The sequence below is a fragment of the Streptomyces sp. NPDC093801 genome, assembly GCF_040701585.1.
In the GTDB taxonomy this organism is placed as follows: domain Bacteria; phylum Actinomycetota; class Actinomycetes; order Streptomycetales; family Streptomycetaceae; genus Streptomyces.
Window position 1 is genome coordinate 45,129 of record NZ_JBFBDP010000020.1, and the last position, 23,129, is coordinate 68,257.

Here is a 23,129-nt window from a genome sequence, read left to right on the forward strand (position 1 = left end):
GGCTCCAGGGGGAGGGTCGGGTGCGGTTCAGACTTTGACGGCTCCCTCGCCCACGCCCCGGAAGAAGAAGCGCTGGAGGGCGAGGAAGAGCAGCACCATCGGCAGCAGGGCGGCCATCGCCCCGGCCGCGATCAGCCGCTGGTCGTTGACGGTCGTGGCGCCGGCCAGGCTCTTCAGGCCGAGCTGGAGGGTGTAGTGCTCGCTGTCGGTCAGGACGATCAGGGGCCACAGGAAGTCGTCCCAGGCCCCCATGAAGCTCGTGATGCACACCACGGCCAGGGCGCCCCTGGCCGACGGGACGAAGACGCGGGTGAAACGGGTCCACTCGTTCGCCCCGTCGAGCACCGCGGCCTCCTCCAGCTCCCTGGGGACGGCGAGGAACGCCGCCCGCATGATCATGATGTTGAGGACGGAGACCGCGCCGGGCAGCCACACGCCGACGAGGGTGTCGACCAGGCCCATCCCGCGCACGGTGAGGAACATCGAGATCATCACGGACTCGAAGGGGAACATCAGGGTGGCGGTCAGCACGGTGAAGACCGCCCTGCGGCCCCTCCAGCCCTCCCGGGACAGGGCGTAGCCGCCCATGGCGGCGAACACCAGGTTCGAGGTGACGGCGAGGGCCGCGACCACGAGGGTGTTGGCCGTGTACGGGAGCAGCGGGAAGGACTCGGCGACGCGGACGTAGTTGCCGAGGGTGGGCTCGGCCGGCAGGACCCCCTCGTAGACGTTCTCGCCGCGTCCGCGCAGCGAGGTCAGGAACTGCCAGGCGAGGGGGCCGGTGGTGACCACGAGGGCCAGGCAGAGCGTCAGGTAGCGGGCCGCCAGGCCGGCCAGGCGCCCGTTCACGCCTCGTCGCCCTTCGCCAGCCGGCGGCCCAGCAGGCTGAAGGCCAGGGTGAGCAGGAACAGCAGCAGGGAGAGTGCGGAGGCGTAGCCGGTCTCCCCCGCGAAGCCCAGGCCGACCTGCCGGATCAGGAACGGCAGGGTGCGGGCGCCCCCGCCGGGGCCGCCGCTCTCCCCGCCCAGGATGTAGACCTCGGTGAACACCCGCAGGGCCGAGATCGCCGACAGCGTCCCGACCAGCAGCATCATCGGCTTCACGGACGGGACGGTGATGCTGACGAACCGGCGCACCGGGCCCGCGCCGTCGAGGGCGGCCGCCTCGTAGAGCGCGCCCGGCACGTTCCCCAGGGCGGCCAGGTAGAAGACCATGTAGTAGCCCAGGCCCTTCCACACCGTGACGATCATCGCGGAGGCCAGCAGCAGGGTGCTCTCGGTCAGGAAGGGCACGGGCTCCGAGACCAGCCGCAGCCGGCCCAGGACGGCGTTGACCGCCCCGTCGCTGCGCAGCAGCCACTGCCAGATCAGGCCGACGACCACGGCGGAGGCGATCACCGGCGTGTAGAAGGCGGACCGGAACAGGCCGATGCCCGGGACCTCCCGCCGGACCAGGACGGCCAGCCCCAGCGGCAGCACGACCAGGCAGGGCACGACGACCAGCAGGTAGAGCACGCTGTTGGCGGCCGCCACCCAGAAGTCGGGGTCGGCCAGGGCCCGCCGGTAGTTGGCGAGGCCGACGAAGCTCCCGCCGTCCAGGACCCGGGCGTCGGTGAGGGACAGGACGACGGTGTTGACGAACGGCCACAGGCTGAACAGCAGCACGGCGGCCAGCCCGGGGGCGAGAAACAGGTACGGGCTCCACCACCTGCGGTGCGGCAGCCCCCCTGCGCGCTGCGGCGCCGTCACCTCTTGTCCGCTGCGGCCAGCAGCCGGTTGGCCTCCTCCTGGGCCTTGCGCACGGCCGTCCGGGCGTCCTGCTCCCCCGTGATGGCCTTCTGCATCTCGCGCGTGACCGCGTCGCCGACCTGGCTGGTCCACTGGACGGGGGTGTTGGCGTCGAGTGCGGCCGTCCTGAGCTGCTCGGCGCCGATCGCGCGGGCCAGCGTCTCGGCGTCCTTGCCGTCGCCCCGGTCGGCGAAGCGCGGGTCGGCCAGGCCCCGGGCGTTGGAGGGGTAGATGGTGGCCCGGCGGGAGAACTCCACCTGGTTGGGGCCGTTGGTGACCCAGGCGGCGAACTCCGCGGCGGCGTCCGGGTGCGCGGTGTCCTTGCGGATGCCGAGGGACTGCGCGTAGATCCCGATGTGGCCGAGGGTGCCGGTGACGGCGCCCGCGACCCTGGTCTTCGCGTAGACCTGCGGGGCGTTGGCCTTGACGTCCTTGACGAAGCCCGGGGAGCCGGGGCCGAAGACGAGTCTGCCGCTGCCGTAGAGCTGGTTGATGTCGTCGGCCTTCAGGAGGGACTCCTTGGGCATGGCGCCCTTGGCGTACAGGTCCTTCATGCGTTCGGCCCAGGCGACGGCCCGGTCGGTGTCGAAGGTGAAGCGGTCGCCGGCCGGGTCGAGCAGGGGCACGCCCATCTTCTGCCAGTCGCCGGGCAGCCGGCCCTTGGGGTCGGCCATGAAGGCCGCGTACCGGCCGCCGGAGCGCGCGGCGATCTGCTCGGCGCAGTCGAAGAACTGCTCGACGGTGGTGGGCGGCCGGTCGGGGTCGAGGCCGGACGCGGTGAACAGGTCCTGGTTGTAGGTGAGGATCTCGGGGGTCACGTACCAGGGGTAGGCGTAGACCCCGTCGCCCTTGCCCGGCAGCTTGAACTGCTCCCAGGCGCCGGGGACGTACTCCCGGACGAGCCCCCCGTCGAGGGCGGCCACGTCGGCGAGCATGCCGCGGTCCGCGAGGAGCTGGAAGGAGTCGGTGGAGAGGTTGACCACGTCGGGCAGGGCCCCGGCCCGGGCGTCGGCGACGAGCTTCTCGTTGTAGCCGTCGCCCGGGACGTCCTCCCACTTCACCGTGACGTCGGGGTACTTGCGCTCGAAGGAGTCGATGACCCCCTGGACGTAGGCCGTGTACACGGGCTTCAGCTGGAGGGTCCGGAAGGTGATCTCCCCGGCCACCCTGCCGGTCCTGTGCGCCTCGCCCGCACCGCCGCCGCTGCCGCCGCCGAGGCCGCAGGCGGAGAGGGAGAGGAGGCCGGCCGCCGCCGCGGTGGCGACGGCCGTGCGGATCGGGTGGGAACGGGTCATCGTCGCCGCCTTCGTGGGAGTTCCGGCTCCGGCGCCGGAGGGCGGTGCCCCAGGCTGTCCGCACGCGCCGGGCGCGTCAATGCGGCCGGAATCCCGGTGGCCGGGGGAACCCGCGTCCGCAGCCGCCGGCAGAAGGCGGGAACCGGGCCGTCCCGAAGGTCCCGAACTGGACTGATGCGTTTCGGCAGAAGGCTTCGTACCCGCACCGGACCCGGGCCGCCCGAGGGGCTTCCCGGGCCGGGTTTGACTTCTTATCGACGGTCCGCCGGAGGGCCGCGACGGGGAATCGGCGCGGCGCACTAATGCGGTTTACCGCAAAGGGGCTCCCCGGCCGTGACGAAGCCACGGGGCGCTACTTCATCCGGTACCGGGCCTTCTCGGCCAGCTTGCCGTCCTTGAAGCAGAGGCGCAGCACGTCCTCGGCGGCCTTGTCGTCGCTGGACACGTACCAGGCGCACACGCTGCCCGCGGGCTCGGCGGGACCGCCCTCCTTGAGGGCGCTCTTGACGAAGGTCTCGCCCGAGGGCAGCTTGGCGCGGACCTCGGCCTCGGGGTCGCCGACGTTCACCGATGCGTAGACCTTCGGGTCCAGCAGGGTCTTCTCGGCCACGTCGACCATCTTCCCCAGGCCGAGGAAGAGGGCGGCGAGGACTCCGACTCCCAGCACCAGCGCCACTCCGCAACCGATGAGACAACCCTTGCGCTGAGCCATGGCCCGTTCCTCCGTGCCCTCGTGTTTCCTGCTGACACCGCGGAGCCTCGCAGGGGCCGGGACGGGCGCGCCGTACTCGAAAGTCGCGGGCCGGGGCGACGATCGTCTCGGAGTCAGAGGTCCCCGGGGTCGGTGTTCGCCCCGCACAGGACGACGGCGACCCGCTCGCCCAGGGGCCGCGGGGCGGTGCGCACGGCCGCCAGGGCGGTCGCGGCCCCGGCCTCGACGACGATCCGGTGCTCCTCCCAGAGGGCGCGCCGGGCGGCGGTGATCGCCTCGTCCGGGACGAGGACGGACACGGCGTTGTCCTGCCGGGCGGCGGCCAGGGCGTCGGCGGACGCGCGGGTGGCCCCGAGGGAGTCGGAGGCGACGGAGTCCACGGGGACGTCGACGGGGCGGCCCGCCTCCAGGGCGGCGTTCAGGGCCCGGCAGTGCTCCGGCTCGGCGGCGACCACCCGTACGCCGTGGGCCCGTGCGGCGGTGGCGACTCCGGCGAACAGCCCGCCCCCGCCGACCGCGACGACCACGGTGTCCAGCCCGGGCAGGGCGGCGCGGATCTCGTCGAGCAGGGTTCCGGCGCCGGCCGCGACGAGCGGGTGGTCGTAGGCGTGGCTGCTCAGGGCCCCGCTGTCGGCGGCGAACCGGTGGCAGGCCTCCAGCGCCTCGGCGTACCGGTCGCCGACGAGCCGTACGTCGGCACCGTAGCCGCGCAGCCGCTCCACCTTGACGCGCGGGGCGGTGACGGGGAGGAACACGGTGGCGGGCACGCCCTGGGCGCGGGCCGCCCAGGCGCAGGCGAGGCCCGCGTTGCCGCCGGAGGCGATGGTGACGCCGGCGGCCGGGAGGGCCCCGGCCTCGCGGTGGGCGGCGAGGAAGTTGTGGGCGCCGCGGGCCTTGAAGGAGCCGGTGTGCTGGAGGTGTTCCAGGGCGAACCAGAGGCCCTCGGCGGCGGGTGCGACGGCGACGGGCCGGACGGCGCCGGCCGTGCGGGCGGCGGCGGCGCGGACGGCGGCGTGGTCGAGCTGCAGTTCCATGGCGGGGCGGCCTCTCTCGTGGTGCGGGGCGGTGGCCGCTCAGGCGGTGGGCCGGGCGGCGGCGATGAGCTGGCGCAGGGCGCCGTAGTACACCTCGTGGTCGGTCAGCGGGGGCAGCAGCTCGGCGGGGGCGCCGCCGAGGACCGGGAACTCGGCCGGGTCGAGCGCGGCGAGCGCGGCCCGGGAGGCGGCGGTGGCCCCGGCGGGATCGCGGTGGTCGACGAAGGCGGCGCTGCCCAGGGTCAGGAGGTACATCCGGCGGTAGACCGTCATGGCCTCGGCGGGGCTCATCCCGGCGGCGACGCTGTCGGCGAGCGCGGGTTCGACGAGCCGGGCCAGCAGCTGGCGGCCCAGCCAGGGCCGTCCGCCGCGCAGGACGAGCAGCCCGGGGTGGGCGGTGAGCAGCCGGTAGAGGGCGCCGAAGCGCAGTTCGGCGGCCTCGGCCCAGTCGGTGCCCGCGGGGATGTCGGGGAGCCGGGCGGCGAGGTGCTCGGTGCACAGGTCCAGCAGGCCGGCGAGGTCGGTGCAGCGGCGCTGGACGGTGGCGTGGGAGACGTCGAGGCGGTCGGCGAGGGCGCGGAAGCTCAGGGCCGCCGGCCCTTCCTCGTCGAGGATGCGCAGGGCGGCGACGGCGATGGCCTCGGGGGTGGCGCGGTCGAGGGCCGCTGATCGTCTCGGCATGGGATACACCGTATCAGCCATCGTCACATACAGCGTATCGCAATGACCCCCCTCCCCCGCTCCCCGACACGGCCGCGGGACGGCAGCTGCGGCCAAATTGCTGGTCATCGGGACATATGCATCGACTCGTGTTGACAGCGGGTAGCCGCACCGCTGCACTGAGGCACGATCCCCGTCGGTACGCACCACGCCAAGGAGACCCCGTGCCGCCTCGCCTGCGCGCCTCACTCCCCTGTCTGACCGCGGCCGCCCTGCTCGCCCTCACGCTCTGCCCCGCCCCGGCGACGGCGGAGCCGACCGCGACCTCGGACACCCCGCTCGCCCTGACCCCGCCCATGGGCTGGAACAACTGGGCGCACTACATGTGCGACATCGACGAGGCGAAGGTGGTCGCCAACGCCGCGGCGCTCGTCTCCAGCGGCCTCGCCGCCAAGGGGTACGACACCGTCACCGTGGACGACTGCTGGATGCTCAAGGAGCGCGACGCGCAGGGGAACCTGGTCGCCGACCCGGTGAAGTTCCCGCACGGCATGGCCTGGCTCGGCGACCACCTCCACGCCAAGGGGCTGAAGTTCGGGATCTACGAGGACGCCGGCTCCCTCACCTGCGAGCGCTACCCCGGCAGCGGCGCCCCCCAGGGCGGCGGCGCGGACCACTACGCCCGCGACGCCAGGCTGTTCGCCTCGTGGAACGTGGACTACGTGAAGATGGACGGCTGCAACCTGTGGGTGCCGCCCGGGAAGACGAAGGAGCAGGCCTACCGGGACGCGTACGGCTCGGTGGCCCGGGCGCTGCGCGACAGCGGGCGCGCGATGGTGCTCTCCGCCTCCGCCCCCGCCTACTTCCAACAGGGCGAGTGGGGCGGTTCCGACTGGCACAAGGTCCTCGACTGGGTCGGCGAGAGCGGCCAGTTGTGGCGCGAGGGCAAGGACATCAAGGTCTACGCGCCGGCCGCGCCGCAGACCTCGCGCTGGGCTTCGGTGCTGGGGAACTACGGGTACAACCGCTGGCTCGGCCGGTACGCGGCCCCCGGCAACTGGAACGACCCCGACTTCCTGATCGCGGGCGCCCCCGGTCTGAGCGACGCGGAGGGCCGCAGCCAGGTGGGCCTGTGGGCGATGATGGCGGCCCCCTTCATCCTGTCCTCCGACGTCGCCTCGCTCAGCCCGGGCGGACTCGCGGCCCTCGGGAACACCCGCCTGATCGCGCTGGACCAGGACCCGCTGGGCCGTCAGGGCGCGGTCGTCTCCTCCAACGCCGGCTTCGACGTGCTGGTCCGGCCGCTCGCGAACGGGGACCGGGCCGTGGCGGTGCTCAACCGCTCCGGCACGGCACGGGCCGTGTCCGTGCCGCTGGCCGACATCGGGCTGCCCGCCCCCTGCGCCGTGGACGCCGAGGACCTGTGGAGCGGCCGGCGCACGGAGGCCGGCGACGCGCTGACCGGGCGGCTCGCCGCGCACGACACGGCGGTGTGGCGGCTCACCCCGCGGGGCTGTGCCGCGGCCGTGCCCACCGGGCAGATCAACGGCCTCGGGGCGAAGTGCGCCGACGGGGCGAGCACCAGCGGCGTCGGCGCGGTCGTCCTCGCGGCCTGCACCGCCGGGGCCGACCAGCGCTGGACCCTGGGCGGCGGCGGACGGCTGAGGCTGGCCGGCCAGTGCCTCACCGCGGGCGGCGGGGGGCTCGTACAGCTGGCGGACTGCGCACCGGGGCGCCGGGCCGGGCAGAGCTGGCGGCACCGGCGGGACGGCTCCCTGGTGGAGGAGTCGAGCGGGACGTGCCTGACGGCCCCGCCGGCTCCGGCGACGGCGGACGCCCCGGCCGAACGGCTGCGGCTGGCCGACTGCGGCGACCACCGGGCCGACCAGGCCTGGTCCCTGCCGGTCTGACGGCACGGAGCGCCGGTCCGGGGGCGGCGGCGGCTCCCGGCGGGCGGGGCTTCACTCGTCCGGGGGAATCGCCTCGGGGGCGGCCCCGCCCGGCACGGGCGCTGGGTTCACTGGCCCGCAACAGCGGGGGCGGCAGCCGGAACGATCCTGCGGCCGCCCCCTTCCGGCGCCCACGGGCCGGGCCAGCCGACAGGAGTGCACCGAGATGTACGAGAACGCGCAGGAGGGCCCCCGGCCCCCCGCGCCGCCGGCCGCCGGGATCACCGACGGCGTGGTGGAACTCCGCAAACGCAGACCGTCCGCCCCCGCCCCGGCGTCCGCCGGGCGCGACGGCCGGGAGACGGCGGCGGATCCCCCGGGGGCCCCGGACACCTGACCGGCCGCCGCGGACGGAAGACGGGGCGGCAACGGACGCGGCCGTGACAGGGCGCGCCCGCCCGGCGCGGGCGAGGCGGGGCGGGCAGGGCCGACGCGGGCACGGGCAGGGCGGGCTCGCCGGCACGGGCACGGCACGGCTGACCGGCGCGGGCGCAACGGCGCGGGCGCAACGGCACGGGCGCGGCACGGACGGCACGGCGGGCCGGCGCGGGCACGGCGGGGCGGGCGCAGCACGACGGGGCGGGCGCGGCGGGACGGGCCGGGCGCGGCGGGACGGGCGCGGCACGGCGGGCCGGCGCGGGCACGGCGGGGCGGGCGCGGCGGGGTGGTGGCGGGGTAGCGGACGGGGTGGGCGGCGCTATGTTGGCGGGAGGGCTGCGAGGCGGCCGCGCGGACCGCTCCGGGTCCGTGTCGTCCGGCCGGCCGGCGCGGAGGTGACCCCATGACACGTGTGCAGGCCGACCCGGCGCACCGCCCCCCGGACTGGGCCGGCGCCGTCTGCGGAGGGGCCGCCGCGTTCGCCGGGCTGGCGGCGGCCGCGCTCGCGGCCGCCTTCGTCCGGCCGGAGGCCGCCCCGCTCACCGCGGTGGGCGGGGCCGTGGTGGACCGGACGCCCGCCACCGTCAAGGAGTGGGCCGTCCGCTCCTTCGGCACCTCCGACAAGCTGGTGCTGGCCCTCGGGGTCGTCGTCGTCCTCGCCGTGCTCTCCGCCGCCACCGGGATCCTCGCCGTACGCCGTCTGCGCGCCGGATGCGCGCTCGCGGCGGCCGTGGGACTGCTGGGGGCCGCGGCCGCGCTCGGCCGCCCAGAGGCCGGGTGGAAGGACGCGCTGCCCTCCCTGGTCGCCGGAGCGGTCGCCGCCTCGGTCTTGTACCTGCTGGTCACGGCCCTGCGGCGGCCCCGGCCGGCGGCGGGGCGGCCCGGCGGGACCTGGCCGATGGACCGGCGCGGGTTCGGCCGCCTCCTCGCCGCCACCGTCACCGCCTCGGCGGTGGCCGGGTACGCGGGACGGCGGCTGGGCGCCCACGGCTCGGCCGGGGCCACCGCCTCCCGGGCGGACCTGGTCCTGCCGCCCCCGGCCGTGCCCGCCCCGCCGGTGCCCGCCGGGGCGGACCTGGAGGTGCCCGGCGTGGGGCCGTTCGTGACCCCGGCCGCGCAGTTCTACCGGGTGGACACCGCCCTCGTCGTCCCCCGCGTCGACGCCGGCTCCTGGCGGCTGACCGTCCACGGCGAGGGGGTATCCCGGCCCCTGACCCTCACCCTGGCCGATCTGCTCGCCCGCCCGCTGACCGAGCACGACATCACCCTGTGCTGCGTGTCCAACGAGGTCGGCGGCCCGTACGTGGGCAACGCCCGCTGGCTCGGCGCGCGCCTCGCCGACCTGCTGCGCGAGGCCGGCGTACGGCCGCCCTCGCGGGGCGGCCCGGCCGACCAGCTGGTGGCGCGCTCGGTGGACGGGATGACGATCGGCACGCCCGTCGAGACGGTGATGGACGGCCGCGACGCCCTGCTGGCCGTCGGGATGAACGGCGAGCCGCTGCCCTTCGCGCACGGCTTCCCGGTCCGGATGGTCGTACCCGGCCTGTACGGGTACGTGTCCGCCTGCAAGTGGCTGACCGAGCTGCGGCTGACCACCTTCGCCGCCTACGACGCGTACTGGGTGCGCCGCTCCTGGGCGCAGCAGGCCCCCGTCAAGACGCAGTCGCGGATCGACACCCCCCGCCCCTTCTCGAAGCTCGCGCCGGGGCCCGTGGCGGTGGCCGGGGTGGCGTGGGCACAGCACCGGGGGATCTCCCGGGTGGAGGTCCGGGCGGACGGCGGCCCCTGGCACGAGGCCCGGCTCGGCGACGCGGACGGCAACGACACCTGGCGGCAGTGGGTGTGGCCGTGGCAGGCGGCGCCCGGGGAGCACACGCTGGAGGTCCGCGCCACCGACGGGCGGGGAGAGGCACAGACGCAGGAGCGCCGGGGCACCCTCCCCGACGGGGCGACGGGCTGGCACTCGGTCACGGTGAGCGTCCACGCGTAGCGGCTCCGGAGTCGTACATTGTGGTGGAATACCGGATGTGCGTGCGGATACCGGGTATACCCGTGGATTCCGGGGATGGCAGTAGATTCCGGGAGTACCCGTGGATGCCGGGCGTCCCGGGGACATGACGCTGTGGGGCCGTACGTCAGGAGCCGACGCCGTGGAACTGACCAGCACGTCGTTCCTCGCCACGATGATCGCCGTCACCGTGCTGGCGGTGCTCCTCGCGCTGCTGCTGTGGAACCGGGTGCCGGGGCCGCGCGTGGTGCGCTGGGCGGCCCGGGTGCTGATGATCGGGCTGTGCCAGCTGACGGCGATCGGCGTGGTGGCGGCGTGGATCAACGACGGCTACGGGCTCTACGCCTCCTGGGACGACCTGCTGGGCACCGGCGCGGGCGCGAACGCCTCGGCGATGACCGGTCCCCCGGTCGGCCGGGCCCGCTTCACCCCGGGGGAGAACGGCACGCGGACCACCTACTTCCGGGGCAGCCACTCGAAGCTGGCCGGCCAGGTGACCGTGTGGACGCCACCCGAGTACGACGCCCCGGGCGCACAGAAGACCCGCTTCCCGGTGCTGACGCTGCTGCACGGCTACCCGGGCACCCCGCGCTCCTGGCTCGACCTGGGCTCGATGCCGGACGCGCTGGAGCAGCTGGTGCGGCTGGGGGCGGCGCACCCGTTCATCCTGGTGATCCCCGAGGTGTATCCCGGCGGGGTGAACACCGACTGCACCGACACCCCGCAGCGCAAGATCGCCACCTGGCTCGCGCGGGACGTCCCGGACCTGGTGCAGAAGAACTTCCGGACCCTTCCCGAGCCGAAGGGGTGGGGGCTGATGGGCGTGTCGACGGGGGCGTTCTGCGCGGCGAAGCTGCCCCTGCAGTATCCGAAGGTGTTCCGCGCGGGTGCGGCCCTGGACCCGGATCCGCTGACCGGGGACCCCGAGGTGCTGCCCGATCCGGTTCTGCGGGAGCACAACAGCCCGATGTGGCTGGTCGGGCAGGCGAAGGGGGAGGACGTCGGGCTGTTCCTGGCGACCTCCGCACAGGACCGGGACAGCCCGCCGAAGCAGCTGGCCGCCTTCAGCAGGGCGGCGCAGGGCAGCGGGGTCCGGGTGAAGACCCTCGTCCGCCCGGCCGGCGGCCACAACTTCCAGACCTGGACCGGGATGTACCCGGACGCGCTGGGCTGGCTGAGTTCGGAGCTGTCCGCGCCCGTCAACCCGTCGTAGCGGCCGTCCTCCCCGGTCACCGTCCTCCCGGTCACCGTCCTCCCCGTCACCGCCCTCCCCGTCACCGCCCTCCCCGTCACCGCGCGCCCCGAGGGGCGTCCGTCACGCCGTGCCGAGCCGGACGGGGCCGGTGGGGGCGTCGGCGGGCCGGCGGAAGAGGGCCGTCCAGAGGAAGGCCTCGCCGAAGTGCGGGGCCTCCTCCGGTTCGTCGTGCATCCGGCGCAGCTCGCGCTCCTCCAGGCCGGCGAAGATCCGGCGCAGGGACTCGGGGTCGTAGGCGAGGCCGCCGCCGAGGCCGCCCCGGCGGTAGTGCTCGGCGTCGGAGAGCTCGGAACCCATCGCACCGGCGGCGAAGCAGGTGAGGCCGAGGTGGCCGCCGGGGGCGAGGGAGCGTTCGAGGAGGCCGAGGTAGCTGATGCGGCGGTGGGGCGGCAGGTGGTGGAAGCAGCCGGAGTCGTAGACCAGGTCGTAGGGGCCGCCGAGGGCACCGGAGGCGGCGAGCGCGAAGGCGTCGCCGTGGTGGAAGCGGATGTCGGCGCCCGCCTCCCGGGCGCGGTCCCGGGCCCAGTCGAGGGCGGTCGGGGACAGGTCGACGGCGTCCACCTCGAAGCCCAGGGAGGCGAGGTGGAGGGCGTTGCGGCCCGGCCCGCAGCCCAGGTCGAGGGCGCGGCCGGGGACGATCAGGCCGCGGTCGAGGTAGGAGACGAGGTTCTCGTCCGGCTTGGCCACGAAGAACGGCACCGGCCTGGAGCGGTCGGCGTAGAAGCCGTCCCACCAGTCCGCGCCGTCGGCCGTCCAGCGGTCCGCCCCCGGCGCGAACAGGCCGTCCAGCAGGCTGAGCACGTCGTCCACCGAGCGTATGTTCCGGTCCATGAACTCCCCTTTCACCAGGGGGACATCATAGCGAGATCGGCCTCATATCCCCAGGTCAGAGCCTGTGCGCGGATCGCCGTCACGGCCGCCTGGCGGCCGTCTGGGGGCCACCCGGCCGCGCCCTGCCGCCCCGTCCCGCCCGTCCGCCCCCACCCCCGTCCAGGCCCGTCACGAGGGTGTTCCGGCCGGACCCGGAGCACCTTTCCCGCCCGCGCTCCATCCGGGCGTACGCGCGCTGCGTACAGTGTGCGCAGCGCGCTAGGCTGGGAGCATGTCCTCATCAGAGCAGCAGAGCCCGCCGCCCGTCCCCTCCGTCTGGACGCGGCCCCGCCGGCAGAAGGAGCAGCCCGCGCTCAGCCAGGAGCAGATCGTCGCGGCGGCCGTACGGCTGCTGGACGCCGAAGGCATCGAGGCGCTGAGCATGCGCAAGCTCGGCAGCGAGATGGGCACGGCCGCCACCTCCCTCTACCGGCACGTGGCCAACAAGGACGAGCTCATCGAGCTGGTCGTGGACGAGGTCTACGGCGAGCTCGAACTGCCCCTGGCCACCGGCCCGGACGGATGGCGCGAGGCCCTGGCGCACAGCGGGCACAGCCTGCGCGGCATGGTCCTGCGCCACCCCTGGGTGGCGTCCGTCCTCGGCCAGGTCGGGCTGGCGCACCTGGGCCCGAACCTGATGCGCATGTCGGAGCGGATGCTGGCCATGGCCCTGGCCGCCGGGTTCCCGAAGGCGGAGGCGGACCTCGCGATGAAGGCCGTCATCTCCTACGTGATCGGCGCGACGACCAGCGAGGCCTCCTACCTCTCCCTCCTCGCCCGCAGCGGCAAGAGCGAGACCGAGTGGCTGGAGTCCCTGGTACCGGCCTCCCAGCAGGCCCTCCAGGACCATCCGCTGACGAAGGACCACGCCTCCGCCTGGCAGGGCCGGGACCCGGCGCGGATGCGCGACGAGAACTTCGACTACGGACTCCAGCGGGTCCTCGACGGGCTGGCGACCCGGCTCGACCGGGGCTGAACCCCCGTCAGGGGAAGGTCAGTTCGGCACCCTCGCCGAGGGGGGCGAAGAAGCGCTCCACCGCCGCCGCGCGGACCTGGACGAGGGCCGCCGGGGACCAGCGCGGCCGGCGGTCCTTGTCGATGACCTGGGCGCGGATGCCCTCGACGAGGTCGGGGGCGGACAGCGCGGCGCTGGAGACCCGGTACTCCTGCTCCAGCACCCGCTCCAGCGAGTCCAGTCCGCGGGCGCGGCGCAGGGCGGCGAGGGTGACCTTCAGTGAGGTCGGGGACTTGGCGTGCAGGGTCTGCGAGGCCTCGCGCGCCGCGGGCAGGCCCGTGGCCAGCAGCCGCTGGTGGATCTCCTCGACGGTGTCGGCGGCGTAGCAGTGGTCGATCCACTCCCGCTCGGCGGCGAGCGGGGCCGCGGGCGGAGTGGCGCCGTGGAACTTCCCCAGCACCTCGGCCACCGGTCCGGCGGTGAGCTCCCGGGTGAACTCCTCCAGCCAGTCCGACGGCAGGTAGTGGTCGGCGAGCCCGCACAGCATCGCGTCACCCGGTCCGACCGCCGTACCGGTCAGGGCGAGGTGGGTGCCCAGTTCGCCGGGCGCGCGCGAGAGCAGGTAGGTGCCGCCGACGTCGGGGACGAAGCCGATCCCCGTCTCGGGCATGGCGACCCGGGAGCGCTCGGTGACGATCCGGACGCCGCCGTGGGCCGACAGGCCCACGCCGCCGCCCATGACGATCCCGTCCATCAGGGCCACGTAGGGCTTGGGATAGCAGGCGATGCGCGCGTTCAGCCGGTACTCGTCGCGCCAGAAGGCGAGGGAGCCGGTGGTGCCCGCCTTCGCGTCGGCGTGGATGGCCCGGATGTCGCCGCCCGCGCACAGACCCCGCTCGCCGGCCCCGCGGAGCAGGACCTGCTCGACGGCCGGGTCGTGCTCCCAGGCGGTCAGCGCCTCCCCGATCCTCAGCACCATGGGACGGGTGAGGGCGTTGAGGGCCTCGGGACGGTTGAGGGTGATCAGGCCCGTACAGCCTTCGGTGCCGATCTGAACGGTCTCGTCTTCGGTCTTCACAGGCGCCAGTATGTCGGCTGCGTCGCCATATGAAGATCGTTTCTGACGATCTCGTCATGTCTGAACGGCTTGGGGCTTAAAGCCGTGCGTGACCGTTGACTGCGGAACGCCCCGTTCGGTGCTCCGCCCGCGGCGGTGCGCACGGCGCGGAGCGCCTCCGTGCGGGCGGTCCGGCGTGCACCGGGCAGACTGAGCCTCCGTCACCACCCCGCGCAGCGACGCCCAGAGGAGCCCCCATGACCGCCTCCGACCTGACCCTCGCCCCCGACACGGCCCTGGTCCTGATCGACCTCCAGCAGGGCATCCTCGCCATGCCCACCGCCCGCCCGGCCGGCGAGGTCCTCGCCAACGGCATCGCGCTCGCCGAGGCCTTCCGCGCCCACAAGCTGCCGGTGGTCCTGGTCAACGTCGCCTGGTCGCCCGACGGCGGCGACCTCCCCACCACCGATGTCGACCGGCCGGGCCCCGCCACCGCCCCGCCGGCCGCCTTCTCCCGGATCCCCGCGGAACTGGCGGCCCTGGGCGACGTCACCGTCACCAAGCGGCACTGGGGCGCCTTCACCGGTACCGAGCTCGACCTCCAGCTGCGTCGGCGCGGCGTCCACCGCATCGTGCTGGCCGGCATCTCGACCAGCATCGGCGTCGAGTCCACCGCCCGCACCGCCTGGGAGCACAGCTACGGCCTGGTGTTCGCCGAGGACGCCACCGCCGACCTGGACGCCGCCTCGCACGCCCACAGCTTCGAGAAGATCTTCCCGCGCATCGGCCGCGTCAGCTCCACCGCCGAGATCATCGCCGCGCTGGACGACCCCCGCTGAGCCCCGCCCGGGCCGGCGCGCCGGGCGGACCGCCGCCCCCGGGCGGACCTTTGCCCCCGGGCGGACAGGGCAGCTCCAGCCAGACGCACTTGCCGACCGCGCCCGGACGCCAGCCCCAGGCCCGCGCCAGGCGGTCCACGATGAGCAGCCCGTAGCCGCCCGGCCGCCCGGGAGCGGCGCCGCCCGCGCCGCTCCGGACGGGGAACCCGGGCGGCACGGGCGGCTCCGGACTGAGGTCCGTCACCTCGATCCGGAGCCGGTCCCCCGTGCAGTCCAGCACCAGCGCCCCGGGCCCGCCCCCGTGCCGGCAGGCGTTGGCCACCACCTCGGAGACCAGCAGGAGCGCGTCCTCCGCGCTCCGGCGGCCCTCCGGCGTCGCGAGGGGCCAGTTCCACGCGGTCATGGCGCGGCGGGTGAAGTCGCGGCTGCGCGATACGGGGTCCGTGATCCCGTCGAGGACCAGGAGCCAGTTCCGGTTGACCGGCCCGCGCTGTTCCATGGCCCTCCTTCCCCTCTCCTCACCGGCCGGGTTTCATCCCAGCGCCTCTTCCACATCCGTGTGCACGGGGAAGACCGAGTCCGCTCCGGTGATGCGGAACATCCGGGCCACCGGGCCGCCGAGGCCGGCCAGCTCCAGGGAGCCGCCGGACTCCTCGACCGCGATCCGGCCGTGCAGCAGGGCGTTCAGCCCGGTGGAGTCGCAGAACCGCAGCCCGGCCATGTCCACCACCAGCCGCCCGCCCCGGCCGGCCGCAGCCGCCAGGGCCTGCCTCAGGGGTTCCGCCGTGTCGTGGTCCAGCTCGCCGCCGAGCGTGAGGACGACCGCCCCGTCCACGGTCCGTACCGCGACGCTGAACCGTTCGCCTTCCGTTCCCGGCATCACCATCCGGCATCACCCTTCCCGCGCGCTTCCCTGCACCTGCCCCGCTCCCGGCACCCTATGCACACGCACGCCGTCCGGCTGCGCTCCGCGGTGACCAGCCACGCCGTGGCGCGCAGCCGGACCGCGCCGTCGCGCTCGAAGGGGCGCAGGTGGGCCGCCAGGACCCGGTGGGCCTCGGCGCGCGCCCCGGGGCCCACCTGGTCGAGCAGGTGGCGGCCGGGCCCGGTGCCGAGCAGGAAGCCGGCCGCGTCCTCGGCGCCTGCGCCCCACACCCCGTACGCCTCGGTCCGCACGGAGGCCACCGCGGTGAAGCCCGCCGTGCGGAGCAGGTCCCCGGTACGGGCGGGGTCGGCGAGGGAGAACATGCCCGGGCTGCCCGGCGCGGGGAAGCCGCCGACGGGCAGGATGCCGTCCAGGGCCCGGAAGGCCCGCATCCACTCGTTGGCCCCCGCTTCGGCGGGGGCGACGAAGGCCAGCCGGCCGCCGGGGCGCAGCGCCCCGGCGAGGTGGGCGAAGGCCGCCGGGGGATCCTCGAAGAACATCACCCCGTACCGGCTGAGGACGTGGGTGAAGGTGCCCGGCGCGAAGGGGTGCACCTGGGCGTCCCCCTGGGTGAAGACCGCGTTGCCGACGCCCTCGGCCAGGGCGGAGGCCCGGGCCCGGGCCAGCAGGGGGGCGGACAGGTCCAGCCCCTCGGCCCCGCCGTCGGCGCACGCGCCCCCTCCCGCGGCCCGCCGCGCCGCGAGCCGCGTGGTGCGGCCCGCGCCGCAGCCGATGTCGAGGACGCGGTCGCCGGGGCCGATGGCCGCCGCGGTGAGCAGGGGTTCGTTGAACCCGTCGTTCACGGCGTCCCAGCGCTCCTGGTGGGTGGCCCAGTGGATGCCGTCGTAGCCGTTCCACGCCTCCGCCTGGGCGGTGTTGGCGATGGGGGTGCCGGGCAGGTCGCTCATGGGTCGGTCTCCTCCTTGTGCCGGGTGCCGGGGTAACGGGTGCCGGACAGTGGAATGGGCACATGCCCAAACCCTGGGCGCTATAGTATGGGCAGCCGCCCATACCTGCAATCACCCCGCCCCCGACCCGTGAACCGGAGCGTCCCGATGTCACCCCGTGGAGTAGCCATCCCGGATCTGCGCGAGCGCCTGTTCGCGGCCGCCGAACGCGTCGTGGCCCGCGACGGCGCGGCCGCCCTCACCAGCCGGGCGGTCACCGCCGAGGCCGGCTGCGCCAAGGGGGTCCTGCACACGCACTTCGCGGGGCTGGACGAGTTCGTGGCGGAGCTGGTCCTGGACCGGTTCGCGCGCGGGGCGCGGTCGGCCGGCGAGCTGTCCGCGCGGACCGGGCGGGGAACGGTGGCCGGCAACCTGGCCGGGGTGGCGCTCGGCCTGCTGGACTCCCTGGACCCGGGCGTCGCGGGCCTCGCCCTCACCCGGCCGGCCGCCGCCCTGCACACGCGGGAGGCCCTGCGGTCGGGGGCCCCGGGGTTCGCGGGGATCGAGGACTCGGTACGGGCCTACCTGGACGGGGAGCGCGCGGGGGGCCGCGTACCGGCCGGGCTGGACTGCGGGGCGGTGGCACTGGCCCTGGTCGGCACGGTCCACCACCTGCTGATGACCCGCGGCCCCGAGGGCCCGGACCCCCGCGAGAGCGTCACCCGTCTGATCGCCGCCCTCGTCCCGCCGCCGCCGTCCTGACCGGCGGCCGGCCCCCCGCCGGCCCGTCGGCCCGCCGGTCAGCGCAGGTCGGCTCCGGCCGGGACGTCGTCGAGGAAGCCTCCGGACTGGTGCTGCCACAGCTTGGCGTAGGCCCCTTCCGCGGCGAGCAGCTCCTGGTGCGTGCCCTGCTCGACGATCCGCCCGCGGTCGAGGACGACGAGCCGGTCCATCGTGGCGACCGTGCTGAGCCGGTGGGCCACCACGAGCGCCGTCCGCCCGTCCATGAGCCTCCACAGCGCGTCCTGGACGAGGATCTCGCTCTCGGAGTCCAGCGCGCTGGTCGCCTCGTCCAGCAGCAGGAGGGGCGCGTCGCGCAGGATCGCCCGGGCGAGGGCGACCCGCTGGCGCTGTCCGCCCGAGAGCTTCACGCCGCGCTCGCCGACCATGGTGTCGAAGCCGTCCGGGAGGGCGTCGGCGAACTCGGTGACGTGCGCCGCCTCGGCCGCGCGGCGGATCTCGGCTTCGGTGGCGTCCGGCCGGGCGAAGGCGATGTTCTCGCGCAGGGTGCGGTGGAACATCGCCGGGTCCTGGGGCACGTAGGCGATCAGGCCGCGCAGGTCGGACTGGGACAGGCGGCTGATGTCCTGTCCGCCGATCAGGATGCGCCCGGCGTCGACGTCCGTCATCCGCAGCAGCAGCCGGGTCAGCGTGGTCTTCCCCCCGCCGGACCGCCCCACGAGTCCGATCTTCGACCCGCCGGCGACGGACAGGTCGAGGCCCTCGAAGAGGGGCTCGGAACCGCCCGCGTGGGTGAAGCGCACCCCTTCGAAGGAGACGTCGGCGGACCGCGCCGCCCCGAGCGGTTCGGGGGACGCCGGGTCGAGCACCTTCGGCGGGGTCAGCAGCAGTTCGGTGAACTGCGCGGCCTCCGTCATCGAGCTCTCCAGGCGGCGGTAGATCTGGTTGAACTCGAACATGATCCGGGTGGCGTTGCCGTAGTAGGTGAAGGCGACGACGACCGCCTCCACCCCGTGCCCGCTCCCGACGAGGGAGACGGCCAGGAACAGGCCGAGCGCGTTGGTCAGGACGGACATGGGCGCGACCAGGGTGTCGATGCGCAGGTTGCCGTAGTCCCACGACCGCAGCATGAGCCGGCGCGACTCCGCGACGCGCGCCCGGTGTTCGGCGGCCTCGCGCCGCTCGGCGGCGAACGCCCGCACCGTCTCCATGTTCATCAGGCTGTCCGCGACGTGGCCCGAGACCCGCGCGATCGCCTCCTCCCGCTGGTCGACGAGGGCCTGCCGACGGCGGATCAGGGGCGCGGCGCACACCGCCGTCACCGCGATCATCACCAGGAGCCCGACGACGAGCAGCGGGTCGTACTGCCAGAGCACCACCGATCCGAAGACCAGCGGGACGAGCCGCCCGACGATGTTGAAGGTCAGGGCGTCGACGAACTCCTCGAAGCGCGAGGCGAAGCTGAGGACCCGTTTGGTGAGCGAGCCGGCGAAGTTGTCGTGGAAGAACGCGGCGTCCTTGGCGAAGAGTTCGTCCAGGCCGACGACGTACAGGCGCTCGACGCCCAGGGCGTCGACGCGGTTGAGGCAGTGCAGCCCGAGGCGCCACATCGCCTCGGAGAGGAGCAGGACCGAGGCGAAGCCGGCCACGTACGGGAGCATGTCGCCCGTACGGGTGGGGGCGCCGCCCGAGATCCGGCCGACGAGTTTGGCGACGACGAGCGGCGCCACGTAGCTGATGCCGATGTTGCCCAGCGCCGGGAGCAGCATCGCGGGGGCCGTCCAGCGCCTGAGGCGGGCCAGCTCCCGTCCGTAGTAGCGAAGTGCGAGGAACACCGAGCCCCTGCTCGGCGAACTCTTCGGTGATGGTGGCATTCCCGTACCAACCCTGCTGTGTCGGACCGTCAGACAAGGTTCCGCAGTGTTCCGCAAGGGCGCCCGTACGGTCCATGCGTTTTTGGGCCGGTACGGGCATCACGCACTGTAGGGGAACGGGCGCGGTGCACGACAGGGCGTATCGGCCGCGCAGCGGGAGCAGGGGCGCCGGGGCGGGACGGGCGGCGGACCCGCGAGCGGGGCGGATCCGGTGGTGGCGGAGGGCGTGCCCCCGACGCCCCCCGGCGCGGCTGTGGGCCCGCAGTGTGAACAGGGGGCCCGGCGGCTCAGGGGTTCAGAAGCACTGCTGGTAGTAGGTCTTGATGTTCGGGAGTGACTCCAGGTCCGCCCGGCGGTGCGGGTGGTGGGTGAGGAGGTAGGTGATGCGGGCCGGCAGGGCGGCGGGGGTGGGGGTCGCGGCCTTCAGGATGTCGCAGAACTCCTTGATCAGGCCGAGTTGGACGTGGTTCACCGCGAGGGGGCAGAGCGTGGCGGCGACGTCCGCCCGCCATTGGGCGGGCATGACGGCGGGCTTGCAGTCGAGCCCGTCGACGCCGACGAGCCAGGCGCTGCCGACGGTCTGCGCCGAGTGGACGTTCTGGCCGATCGTCGCCGTGAGCCCTCCGGGGACCGCGATCGTGCCCTGGGTGCTGAGCGTGGGCATCAGCGAGTCGACCCAGCCGGCCGTGCAGTACGGGGCGCCCCAGACGATCGAGCGGAAGGCACCGCTCTTCGTGATCACCTCCACCAGGCCCTGCGGGGTGGTGAGCGGTCCTCCGGGCGAGTTGTCCCAGCTGCCGACACCCTGCGCCACGAAGGCGTCGTAGCCGCCCGCGCCCGGGTCGGCCACGAGGGTGAAGACGTCCTGGACCGTGGCGTCCTGGCCGTTCTTGCGCATCCAGAGCTTGAGCGGGTGCGCGGCGGAGGCGACGTACAGCCGGCCGGTGCCGTCGGCGGAGAACCGCATCCGGCGGGCTTTGACCGTGCCGAAGACCGAGCCGCCCTTGTACCGGAGCGTCCTGTCGGGGGCGGTCCACAGATGGGCGGGGTTGAAGGTGTTCCGTGCCTCGCCGAGGGCGAGGGAGGTCAGGCAGACGGGCCCGGCCGTCCTGAGCGTCGGGGACGCCACGGCCTGGAGCGGGTTCACCACGGTGGAGAAGTCGGGCTTTGCGAGCACGAGCTGGGGGAAGGCGGGGAGCAGGGCCGTGCGGAAGGCCTCCTGTTCTTCCTCCAGGTCCAGCAGGAACCGTGCGAAGTCCTGGCCCTGCGCCATGGCGCGCAGTTCGGCGGCGGTCTTCACGGTGTCGGGCGTCTCGCCGCCCAGCCAGCGCAGCAGGTTCGGGTACGGGGCGGGCGGGGTCTGGGTGCTCATGGTCTTCCCTTCGGTCGGGCGCAGCACGTGTGGACCGGGTGAGGGGGAGGAGCGGGGCACGGGAACGCCGGCGGGGCCCGGACGGGGCCCGGGACGGCGCAGGCGCCTTCACGCTACCCGCGCCCTCCCGCCACCGTGGCCGAATCGGCCGAACCGGGGCCTTCCGTAAAGCCGTTCGGACGGCGGACGTGCCGCGCTCACGCGTCCGCCCGGTCCGCTCCGGTCGCCTCGGCCACCGCCTCGGCGAAGGCGGACGCCTGGGCGGAGGGCCTCAGGCGGTGGCGGATCAGGCCCAGTTCGGAGTCGGGCAGGCCCTGTACGGGGACGAAGGTGAGGGAGTCGCGGCGCCCGTGGTACTCGGCCGTCGAACGGCACAGCAGCATGGCGCCGCGGTTGGCCGCGGTCAGGCTCAGCCCCTCCTGGAGCGTGTTGACGCTCGGCCCGGCCGGGACGGGCAGGCCTGCCGGGGTCAGGCCCGGGGCCTGGGCGCGCCGCCAGTAGTCCGGTGCTCCCCCGTCGATGCCGATGAGCCGGCACTCGGCGAGCTCCTCCGCGGAGAGCGACTCCCTGGCGGCGAACGGGTGGCGGACCGAGACGGCGAGGGTCTGGGGCTGGCGCGAGAAGACCGGTCCGAGGACGAGGTCCTCCTCGGCCACCGGCAGCAGGACCACCGCGCAGTCGACCTCCTGGCGGCGCAGCGGCCCGAAGGGGTCGGAGAGCGGGATCTCCACGATGTCGATGGCGCACTCGGGGTAGCGGTCGCCGAAGCGGGCGATGGCCCGGCTGAGGTAGTCGTCGACCGTCCCCTGGAAGCCGATGCGCAGGACCCCGCCCATGCCGCGGGCGGCGGCCCTCGCCTCGTCGACGGTGGCGCGCAGCGCGTCGTACGCGGGGCGCAGGCCGGCGAGGAAGTCCTCGCCGAGCGGTGTCAGGGCCACCCGGCGGCTGGTGCGTTCGACGAGCGGGGCGCCGATGCGGTGTTCCAGCGACCTCAGCAGCTGGCTCACCCGGCTCTGCGAGACGTACAGCCGCTCCCCGGCCCGGCCGAAGTGCAGCTCCTGGGCCAGGACCAGGAACGCCTCCAGTTCGCGTATCTCCACACCACTCATGCTGTTCCCTCCATGATGTCCCTTTGTACACGGCCGGTCACGGGCCGGTCCCGGCCCATCGAGTAGCCCAGCTCATCGAAGGATGAGGGATCGGCCGTTGTTCCCGCAGGTCGCGGCGGGTTGGCTGAGGACATGGCACAGACTGAGGAAATTGCGGACACCACCGGAGGGCCCGAGCGGTCCGCGGGGCGCGGCTGGCTGGGCGTCGCGGCGGTCGCGAGCGCGACGTTCACCGTCGTCACGTCGGAGATGCTGCCGGTGGGCCTGCTGACGCCCATCGGTGACGCGTTGGAGGTGACCGAGGGCACCGCCGGACTGACCCTGACCATCACCGGGCTGGTGGGGGCGGTGTCGGCACCGTTGCTGACCCCGCTGCTCGGACGGTTCGACCGGCGGACGGTGTTGTGCGCGCTGATGGCGGTGCTGACCGTCGGCAACCTGCTCGCCGCGTGGTCGCCGCACTTCGCGGTGATGGTCGTCGCCCGCGTGCTCGTCGGCATCGGCATGGGCGGGGTCTGGGCGATCGCGGCGGGGCTGGCGGTGCGGCTCGTGCCGCCGAAGTCGATCGGGCCGGCCACCTCCCTCGTCTTCAGCGGGATCGCGGTCGCCTCGGTGCTCGGGGTGCCCGCGGGCACGTACATCGGCGAACTGGCCGACTGGCGGACGGCGTTCGTCACCGTCGGCGTGCTGGCGCTGGTGGTGCTGGTCGCGCTGGCGGCCGCGCTGCCGAGACTCCCCGCCGAACAGGAGGTGCGCCTCGGCGGTGTGCTGGGGCTGGTCGCAGACGCCCGGGTCCGCACGGGGCTGGCCGTGGTGGCCCTGCTGGTCACGGGCCACTTCGCCGCCTACACGTACGTGCGGCCCGTGCTGGAGGAGGTCTCCGGGGCGGGTGCCGGGATGATCGGCACCCTGCTGCTGGTGTACGGACTCGCCGGTGTCGCGGGCAACTTCGCCTCCGGTGCGGGCGCCGGGCGCTCGCCGCGCGGCACCCTGCTGGTGATCAGCGCCGTCCTGGCGGCGACGGTCGCGCTGATGCCGCTGCTCGGCGGCTCCGTGCTGACCGCCGGGGTGCTGCTCGCGGTGTGGGGCCTGTCGTACGGCGGCGTGTCGGTCAGCACCCAGACCTGGCTGCTGGCCTCGGCGCCCGAGGCGCGCGAAGGCGTGTCCGCCCTGTTCGTCGGCGTCTTCAACGGGGCCATCGCCCTGGGCGCCCTGCTGGGCGGGCTGGCGGCCGACGGGATCGGCGTCACGGCCGTGATGTGGCTGGGCGCGGGCCTGGCGGCGGCGGCCCTGCTGGTGACGGCGTTCGGCAAGTCCCCCGACTCCGGACGCCTCTGAGACCGGGCCCGGCGTCCTTCCCCCGGGCCGCGCCGCCCCGTGCCGGGGGCGGCGGGGCCGGACGCCGGGCTCACGGCCGCCGGC

The 23,129-nt window shown here is 74.6% G+C and carries 22 protein-coding genes; 8 read left to right on the forward strand and 14 right to left on the reverse strand.

The window, feature by feature from the left end; all coding sequences use genetic code 11:
• Positions 1–27: 27 nt before the first annotated feature.
• The 6 genes from AB0469_RS23340 to AB0469_RS23365 form a co-directional block, all read right to left on the reverse strand.
• Entirely contained in the window at positions 28–849 is an 822-nt protein-coding gene (locus AB0469_RS23340; RefSeq protein ID WP_366453359.1) for a carbohydrate ABC transporter permease, read from the reverse strand.
• Complete coding sequence (locus AB0469_RS23345) at positions 846–1,748, reverse strand: sugar ABC transporter permease (RefSeq protein ID WP_366453360.1); 903 nt, start codon at positions 1,746–1,748, stop codon at positions 846–848. The genes AB0469_RS23340 and AB0469_RS23345 overlap by 4 nt, the downstream gene beginning before the upstream one ends.
• Complete coding sequence (locus AB0469_RS23350; protein ID WP_366453361.1) at positions 1,745–3,082, reverse strand: sugar ABC transporter substrate-binding protein; 1,338 nt, start codon at positions 3,080–3,082, stop codon at positions 1,745–1,747. Before AB0469_RS23350 ends, AB0469_RS23345 begins: the two co-directional genes overlap by 4 nt.
• Before the next feature lie 352 nt (positions 3,083–3,434).
• Positions 3,435–3,794 carry a hypothetical protein gene (locus AB0469_RS23355; RefSeq protein WP_366453362.1) on the reverse strand — a complete coding sequence of 120 codons (360 nt, stop codon included), beginning with the start codon at positions 3,792–3,794 and terminating at the stop codon, positions 3,435–3,437.
• Positions 3,795–3,907: 113 nt separating this feature from the next.
• Positions 3,908–4,828, reverse strand: coding sequence for a serine/threonine dehydratase (locus AB0469_RS23360; RefSeq protein WP_366453363.1), 921 nt, complete (start codon positions 4,826–4,828; stop codon positions 3,908–3,910).
• Positions 4,829–4,867: 39 nt separating this feature from the next.
• Complete coding sequence (locus AB0469_RS23365) at positions 4,868–5,509, reverse strand: TetR/AcrR family transcriptional regulator (protein ID WP_366453364.1); 642 nt, start codon at positions 5,507–5,509, stop codon at positions 4,868–4,870.
• 203 nt (positions 5,510–5,712) lie between these two features.
• Here AB0469_RS23365 and AB0469_RS23370 point away from each other — a divergent pair, with 203 nt between their 5' ends.
• The 4 genes from AB0469_RS23370 (at position 5,713) to AB0469_RS23385 (ending at position 11,036) form a co-directional block, all read left to right on the forward strand.
• Positions 5,713–7,398, forward strand: a complete 1,686-nt coding sequence (locus tag AB0469_RS23370; protein ID WP_366453365.1) for a ricin-type beta-trefoil lectin domain protein — start codon at positions 5,713–5,715, stop codon at positions 7,396–7,398.
• 205 nt (positions 7,399–7,603) lie between these two features.
• Positions 7,604–7,774 carry a hypothetical protein gene (locus AB0469_RS23375; RefSeq protein WP_366453366.1) on the forward strand — a complete coding sequence of 57 codons (171 nt, stop codon included), beginning with the start codon at positions 7,604–7,606 and terminating at the stop codon, positions 7,772–7,774.
• Positions 7,775–8,218: 444 nt separating this feature from the next.
• Positions 8,219–9,805: a molybdopterin-dependent oxidoreductase gene (locus tag AB0469_RS23380; RefSeq protein ID WP_366453367.1), complete on the forward strand. Its 1,587-nt coding sequence runs from the start codon at positions 8,219–8,221 to the stop codon at positions 9,803–9,805.
• Positions 9,806–9,965: 160 nt separating this feature from the next.
• Positions 9,966–11,036, forward strand: a complete 1,071-nt coding sequence (locus AB0469_RS23385; protein ID WP_366453368.1) for an alpha/beta hydrolase-fold protein — start codon at positions 9,966–9,968, stop codon at positions 11,034–11,036.
• A 102-nt stretch (positions 11,037–11,138) separates the two neighbouring features.
• Here AB0469_RS23385 and AB0469_RS23390 read toward each other — a convergent pair whose 3' ends face one another.
• Complete coding sequence (locus tag AB0469_RS23390; RefSeq protein ID WP_366453369.1) at positions 11,139–11,909, reverse strand: class I SAM-dependent methyltransferase; 771 nt, start codon at positions 11,907–11,909, stop codon at positions 11,139–11,141.
• 271 nt (positions 11,910–12,180) lie between these two features.
• On the opposite strand from AB0469_RS23390, the gene AB0469_RS23395 reads away from it, so the two are divergent.
• A complete protein-coding gene (locus tag AB0469_RS23395) occupies positions 12,181–12,924 on the forward strand; it encodes a TetR/AcrR family transcriptional regulator (protein ID WP_366453370.1) in 744 nt (247 codons plus the stop codon).
• Between the two features lie 7 nt (positions 12,925–12,931).
• On the opposite strand, the gene AB0469_RS23400 is transcribed toward AB0469_RS23395, so the two are convergent.
• The gene (locus AB0469_RS23400) at positions 12,932–13,981 is read right to left on the reverse strand and encodes an enoyl-CoA hydratase/isomerase family protein (protein WP_366453371.1); all 1,050 of its coding nucleotides are present in this window, start codon (positions 13,979–13,981) and stop codon (positions 12,932–12,934) included.
• Between the two features lie 236 nt (positions 13,982–14,217).
• On the opposite strand from AB0469_RS23400, the gene AB0469_RS23405 reads away from it, so the two are divergent.
• Complete coding sequence (locus tag AB0469_RS23405; protein ID WP_366453372.1) at positions 14,218–14,799, forward strand: hydrolase; 582 nt, start codon at positions 14,218–14,220, stop codon at positions 14,797–14,799.
• On the opposite strand, the gene AB0469_RS23410 is transcribed toward AB0469_RS23405, so the two are convergent.
• Genes AB0469_RS23410 through AB0469_RS23420 form a run of 3 tightly spaced genes read right to left on the reverse strand, consistent with a single transcriptional unit; the run spans position 14,771 to position 16,632 of the window.
• Positions 14,771–15,298, reverse strand: coding sequence for an ATP-binding protein (locus tag AB0469_RS23410; protein ID WP_366453373.1), 528 nt, complete (start codon positions 15,296–15,298; stop codon positions 14,771–14,773). The two genes, AB0469_RS23405 and AB0469_RS23410, sit on opposite strands and share 29 nt — an antisense overlap.
• Before the next feature lie 33 nt (positions 15,299–15,331).
• Complete coding sequence (locus AB0469_RS23415) at positions 15,332–15,679, reverse strand: STAS domain-containing protein (protein ID WP_366453484.1); 348 nt, start codon at positions 15,677–15,679, stop codon at positions 15,332–15,334.
• Positions 15,679–16,632: a class I SAM-dependent methyltransferase gene (locus AB0469_RS23420; RefSeq protein WP_366453374.1), complete on the reverse strand. Its 954-nt coding sequence runs from the start codon at positions 16,630–16,632 to the stop codon at positions 15,679–15,681. The genes AB0469_RS23415 and AB0469_RS23420 overlap by 1 nt, the downstream gene beginning before the upstream one ends.
• 147 nt (positions 16,633–16,779) lie before the next feature.
• Between AB0469_RS23420 and AB0469_RS23425 the strand changes: the two genes are divergently transcribed.
• Entirely contained in the window at positions 16,780–17,373 is a 594-nt protein-coding gene (locus AB0469_RS23425) for a TetR/AcrR family transcriptional regulator (RefSeq protein ID WP_366453375.1), read from the forward strand.
• A gap of 38 nt (positions 17,374–17,411) precedes the next feature.
• On the opposite strand, the gene AB0469_RS23430 is transcribed toward AB0469_RS23425, so the two are convergent.
• The 3 genes from AB0469_RS23430 to AB0469_RS23440 form a co-directional block, all read right to left on the reverse strand.
• Complete coding sequence (locus AB0469_RS23430) at positions 17,412–19,226, reverse strand: ABC transporter ATP-binding protein (protein WP_366453376.1); 1,815 nt, start codon at positions 19,224–19,226, stop codon at positions 17,412–17,414.
• Positions 19,227–19,521: 295 nt separating this feature from the next.
• Positions 19,522–20,598: a hypothetical protein gene (locus tag AB0469_RS23435; protein WP_366453377.1), complete on the reverse strand. Its 1,077-nt coding sequence runs from the start codon at positions 20,596–20,598 to the stop codon at positions 19,522–19,524.
• Positions 20,599–20,795: 197 nt separating this feature from the next.
• Positions 20,796–21,707, reverse strand: coding sequence for a LysR family transcriptional regulator (locus AB0469_RS23440; RefSeq protein ID WP_366453378.1), 912 nt, complete (start codon positions 21,705–21,707; stop codon positions 20,796–20,798).
• A 132-nt stretch (positions 21,708–21,839) separates the two neighbouring features.
• On the opposite strand from AB0469_RS23440, the gene AB0469_RS23445 reads away from it, so the two are divergent.
• Positions 21,840–23,045, forward strand: coding sequence for an MFS transporter (locus AB0469_RS23445; RefSeq protein WP_366453379.1), 1,206 nt, complete (start codon positions 21,840–21,842; stop codon positions 23,043–23,045).
• Positions 23,046–23,129: the final 84 nt, after the last annotated feature.